Source organism: Moritella sp. (assembly GCF_033791185.1).
Classification (GTDB): Bacteria; Pseudomonadota; Gammaproteobacteria; order Enterobacterales; family Moritellaceae; genus Moritella.
In genome coordinates, this window is sequence record NZ_JASJHF010000264.1 from 1 (window position 1) to 5,217 (window position 5,217).

The 5,217-nt window shown below is 40.2% G+C and carries 4 protein-coding genes; 2 read left to right on the top strand and 2 right to left on the bottom strand.

Annotation, left to right across the window (positions count from 1 at the left end):
- Positions 1–324 precede the first annotated feature (324 nt).
- The gene (locus tag QNK26_RS15200) at positions 325–873 is read left to right on the top strand and encodes an acyl-CoA thioesterase (RefSeq protein ID WP_319224606.1); all 549 of its coding nucleotides are present in this window, start codon (positions 325–327) and stop codon (positions 871–873) included.
- A 9-nt stretch (positions 874–882) separates the two neighbouring features.
- On the opposite strand, the gene QNK26_RS15205 is transcribed toward QNK26_RS15200, so the two are convergent.
- Positions 883–1,803: an aldo/keto reductase gene (locus QNK26_RS15205; protein WP_319224608.1), complete on the bottom strand. Its 921-nt coding sequence runs from the start codon at positions 1,801–1,803 to the stop codon at positions 883–885.
- Positions 1,804–2,035: 232 nt separating this feature from the next.
- On the opposite strand from QNK26_RS15205, the gene ggt reads away from it, so the two are divergent.
- On the top strand, positions 2,036–3,817 hold the full coding sequence (gene ggt / locus QNK26_RS15210; protein WP_319224610.1) for a gamma-glutamyltransferase: 1,782 nt from the start codon (positions 2,036–2,038) through the stop codon (positions 3,815–3,817).
- A 106-nt stretch (positions 3,818–3,923) separates the two neighbouring features.
- Here the strand turns inward: ggt and QNK26_RS15215 are convergent, their stop codons facing one another.
- A complete protein-coding gene (locus QNK26_RS15215) occupies positions 3,924–5,033 on the bottom strand; it encodes a DUF2860 family protein (RefSeq protein ID WP_319224614.1) in 1,110 nt (369 codons plus the stop codon).
- Between the last annotated feature and the right edge of the window lie 184 nt (positions 5,034–5,217).

Consider the following 5,217-nt stretch of genomic DNA (forward strand, 5'->3'; position numbering starts at 1 on the left):
TCAGTTAACATTTACCAATACAAAGCAAGCTGAACTAAACAGCATATAACACCAAATTAAAAACATAGGCAGCATCAAAGTTAGAATATTGTACTTATCAAGTCCATTTAACTTAATTTACAATGTGAAATATCCTTAAAATAGGTCCATTCCAGACTGATTAATACTTATTTACACAGCGCAGGATTAGCACATTGCTCGATCTCATTTCTTTAATGTAAATCATCACGAAATTAACATTTTAGTTACATTTGTAGTGACAAGTCTGTAGAACTGGGTAGACTCTTTATTCTATTATCTATAAACAAGCATTATTGAGGCATTATGATCAGTGAATTGATTCGTTGTTTTTATCTTCGTAACAAACAAACAAATACCAAAGGTTTCTTCGATACTGTCACCCGACCTTTTCGAGTCGGATTTCGCCACATTGACCTAAACCTGCATATTAATAATGCCAAATATCTGATGTTTCTTGAAAAAGCTCGGTGGGACCATTCAATCCAAACCAATACATTCAATACGCTATTGAAAAACAAATTAAACTTTATCGTGGCGGGGGTTGAAGTCGGTTATATTCGTGAGATACGTTTATTCAAAAAGTTCGATGTAGAAACCACTTATTTAGGCTGGGATGAGAAATATTTTTACCTCGAACAAAAATGTGTCGCCGATGGCAAATTATATAACTACAGTCTAGTAAAAGCTGTCTTCGTACAAAAAGGCAAAGTCATCTCTCCAGAAAAAGTGATGACTTATATCCCTGTAGAACAGCGTCCACAACAATTACCTGAGCATATGCAGATATGGAAAGATCTCGGTATTGCTAAGCGTAACTTTACTACCAGCGTGCCAATGGATAAAGTTGCTTAGCGGCTTCAATTAAGCAACGCCATGGCCTTTTGAGGCAACCCAAATGCGATACCATTGTTGATTGCTCAATGTTAACGCGGTTGCTGCAACAGCACTGCGTACCCGATCGATGTTACCACTGCCGATAATAGGTAGTGGTCGAGAGGGTAGCTTTAATATCCATGCAAATACCACTTGCTCAATCGACTCAGCGCCAACTTCCAGCTTAATTTCGTTTAACGTTTTATGTAACCTCTGCATTTGCTCTGAATTCTGCTCAAATAAAGCGCCACCCGCTAAACATGACCAAGCCATCGGTCTGATCGCTAATTGTTGCAGCTGCTCTAATGTACCATCCTCAGTCATCGCTAAATTAACCGGATTAATTTCCACTTGATTAGTGACTAACGGAGTATCACAACGAGATTGCAACAAGGCAAATTGCGATGGGGTAAAGTTAGAGACTCCCAAGTGTTTAATTTTACCTTGGTGCTTTAGCAGCTCTGCAGCTTGGGCAACATCATCAGCATTCATTAAAATATCTGGACGATGAATTAATAGCACATCCAATTGTTCGACGCCTAAGCGCTGTAAAGAGGTGTCTACCGAATGAATAATACTGCTTTGTGAACTGCTGTAATGATTAACATGATGACTCGGAGCGCCACACGGCATCACTTCAATGCCACATTTAGAAATGATCTCGATGTTATCTCGCATCGCTGGATCGAGTTTAAGCGCTTCGCCAAATAAGCTTTCACACGGCGCTTGCGCAGAGCCATAGACATGCGCATGATCAACCGTCGTAATACCAAGCTCAACATGCTGTTTCAAAAAGGTCAAACGAGATTGTGGATCCATGCCCCATTCCCCCATACGCCAATATCCTTGTATCAATGATGAACATACTGGGCCTTCAGGGGCTATTTGAACGCGTGATACCTGTGTCATATTTGTCCTTAATAACAGTAAAATAGAATAGATATAGAGCTAAATTAAAATCTACCTTCAAAGTAGGTCAGTTTTAAAGTTAATACCAATACACAACTGGCAAGGTTACGCTTTGATACATAAAGATACTATTTATGTGAATGAACTAGCATTTTCACCCACCTAAAAATAAGTAGTTAGTTGCCTTTGCTATGCTGTTTTAACATCACGAACAACTGAATAGGGAATATTCATGTCAACGACACATCTTATCAAAGGGCTTACTTTTGCGGTCATCGGCTGCATCAGCTTAACGCTACCAGCCGCCATTGCAAAAACGAATACGACAAGTACTGAAATCGTCGCGAAAGTGAAGCCATCAGCAAGTGCTATTTATAGTCAAATGGCTATTCACCACCCTGTTTGGGCAGCAAATGGCATGGTTGCAAGTCAAGAAGCACTGGCGACACAAATCGGTGTCGATATCATGCAGCAAGGCGGTAATGCCATTGATGCGGCTGTCGCCGTTGGTTATGCGTTAGCAGTTACGCTGCCCCGCGCTGGTAATTTAGGTGGCGGTGGTTTCATGCTCGTTTATTTAGCCGATGAACAGCGATCTATTGCCATAGATTATCGCGAAGTCGCGCCGCAAAGCGCTTATCCAGATATGTTCTTAGACGATAACGGAAATCCAAATAGTACACTATCGCGTTATCACGGCCTTGCCGTCGGTATACCGGGTACAGTACTTGGCTTTGAACTGGCATTACAAAAATACGGCACAATGTCGTTGGCACAAGTCATTGCACCGGCAATAAAATTAGCACAAGAAGGTATTGTTGTTACTCCTGATTTAGCTAATTCACTAAGTGCAATGCAAAAACGTTTAAGCCAATGGCCAAGTACTCAAACCATTTTCTATAAAGCTGATGGTAGTAGCTATCAACCAGGGGAAGTATTAAAGCAAACCGACCTAGCGAATACATTATCAGCCATAGCTAAAAAAGGCAGTCCGGCATTTTATCAGGGTAAAATTGCCCAACAAATTAGCGATTCAGTACGTGATGCTGGCGGTATAATGACCATGCAAGATCTGGCCAGTTATAAAGCCATCGAGCGTAAACCAGTCATTGGTGATTATCGCGGTTATCAAGTGATTTCTATGCCACCGCCGTCCTCTGGTGGTGTGCATATAATTCAAATGTTAAATATGATCTCGCAGTTCCCGATTGATAAAATGGGCCATAATAGCGCAGCAACCATTCATGTGATGGCAGAATCAATGCGCCGCGCCTATGCCGACCGTAGTTTATATTTAGGCGATCCTGACTTTATTAATGTGCCAGTAGCTGAACTAACGAATAAGCAATACGCTAAACAACTTGTCAGTCAAATCGATCCGAATAAAGCGACCCCAAGCAGTGAGGTATCTCCAGGTACACTATTACCTTATGAAAGCAATCAAACGACCCATTACAGTGTGGTTGATAAGTTTGGTAATGCAGTAAGTAATACCTATACCCTTAACTTTAGCTACGGTTCTGGACTTGTTGCGGCTGGCACTGGGGTATTATTAAATAATGAGATGGATGACTTCTCTGCCAAACCAGGTACCCCGAATGCCTATGGTCTTATCGGTGGTAAAGCCAATGCTGTCGCGGCTAAAAAGCGCCCATTAAGCTCAATGACGCCGACCATAGTATTAAAAGATCACAAACCTTACTTAGTTACTGGCAGTCCAGGTGGTTCACGTATTATTACCACGACGCTACAAATCATTACGAATGTCATCGACCATAATATGAATATTGCTGAAGCCAGTGCCGCACCGCGTTTTCATCATCAATGGCTACCGGATATGATCCGTATCGAGAAGGGGTTAAATATTGATACGATTAATTTATTAGAAAGTAAAGGACACAAGGTTGAAGTCAAGGCCGCAATGGGCAGTACTCAAACCATCATGTTAACAGAAGAAGGGGTTTACGGCGCGTCAGATCCACGCCGACCAAGTGCACTTAGTCTCGGTTATTAATAGCCGCTATTAATAAGGCTGTTAATAAGTACTGTTTATAAATAAAAAAGGGACGTGATACTTAGCGTATGACGTCCCTCCTTTCTATTACTATTTCTAGTGCTAGTTAAAAATTATAACTCATACCGACAGAGACAAAGCTAGAGGTGCTATCATAAAAATCGATATTCGCATCAATATCTTTATTTTGATAGATAATATTAAGGCTGCTGTCTTCGATATTAAACGGTTTTGCATAAGAGTAAAACAATGAATAACGCGCCATATTATCTTGTTGTACGTCACCAAAGATAGGGTTTTCAGCGTCATATTTTCGGTCACTAAATGCGGCCTGAAGAGACAAGAAATGCGCGTCGAATTTCGTCATGATACTCAAGCTATAATGCCATTCATCGAAGCTCTGACTGTCGCCTTTAGCATCTTGATCTGCATAAAATACATTGGCTTTCAAGAACGAGCCTTGCCACAATCGAATTGAACTTTCTAAACTCAATCTTTGGTAATCACTATCTCGCTCTAACGATGCTTGCTCTTCTGCTGTACAAATCTGGCCATTACAAGCCGTATTTTGACTACCGCTTTGCTCATCTTCAATCGAATATGACGCATATGCATATTCAACCTTAATTGGCATAAATTTATAAGCAATACGGACTGCACTCGAATCGATATCACTTTTTTTTCTTGGTGCATTTGTTAAAAAAGGATCTGACCAGGTCTCTTTTAAAAACGGGACATGCGGGACATATGCCAGTGTCATGCTTTGGCGTTTATCAAATTGATGAGTCACGCCAATTTCATATTGTATGGCGCTATCTAAAATATTCTCAGTACTTTGGCCAAGAAAATACTGCGTCTTTAAATCATCACTGGTATACGCTAAGCGGAAAAAAGGAAACGCAAATCCAGTTGTAATAGATTCACCAGCGTTATTTAAATCATCAGTTTGTTCATTATCGTCATCAATAGTAAATTGACTTTGGCTATCACTGACAGCAGCATTGACACCGATCGTACCAGAAAAACCAGGGCTCTTTGCTAATGGTTTTGCTATTGCAACACAACCAAAGCCAAGTAAACTGCTGGTAAGTAATAAAGGCAGTGAAAATAAACAGTGCTTTCTAGAGATCATGAAAAATATAGCTCCAACAGTTAGGCCATAGAAAAATGGCGGTGATTCTTGATCGAAATCAAGTTTGTAACGAAATGATAACACAATCACCCCCATATGAAATGGTTAATACACGTTTCGAACAATGCCCAATCAATAACTCGAAAATAAGATAAATATCGGTAGTATCAGTCTGGAAGGCTAAATAAACACTGAAATAATTTGTTTTATATTATAAGCTTAGATAAGAAAAATTCAGATAACATATACTTTAGGCACTAAGCCATTG

Bases quoted from the DNA above. Each gene is read 5' to 3' on its own strand.
- QNK26_RS15200 (WP_319224606.1), top strand. From the start codon at position 325: ATGATCAGTGAATTGATTCGTTGTTTTTATCTTCGTAACAAACAAACA.
- QNK26_RS15205 (WP_319224608.1), bottom strand. From the start codon at position 1,803: ATGACACAGGTATCACGCGTTCAAATAGCCCCTGAAGGCCCAGTATGT.
- ggt (WP_319224610.1), top strand. From the start codon at position 2,036: ATGTCAACGACACATCTTATCAAAGGGCTTACTTTTGCGGTCATCGGC.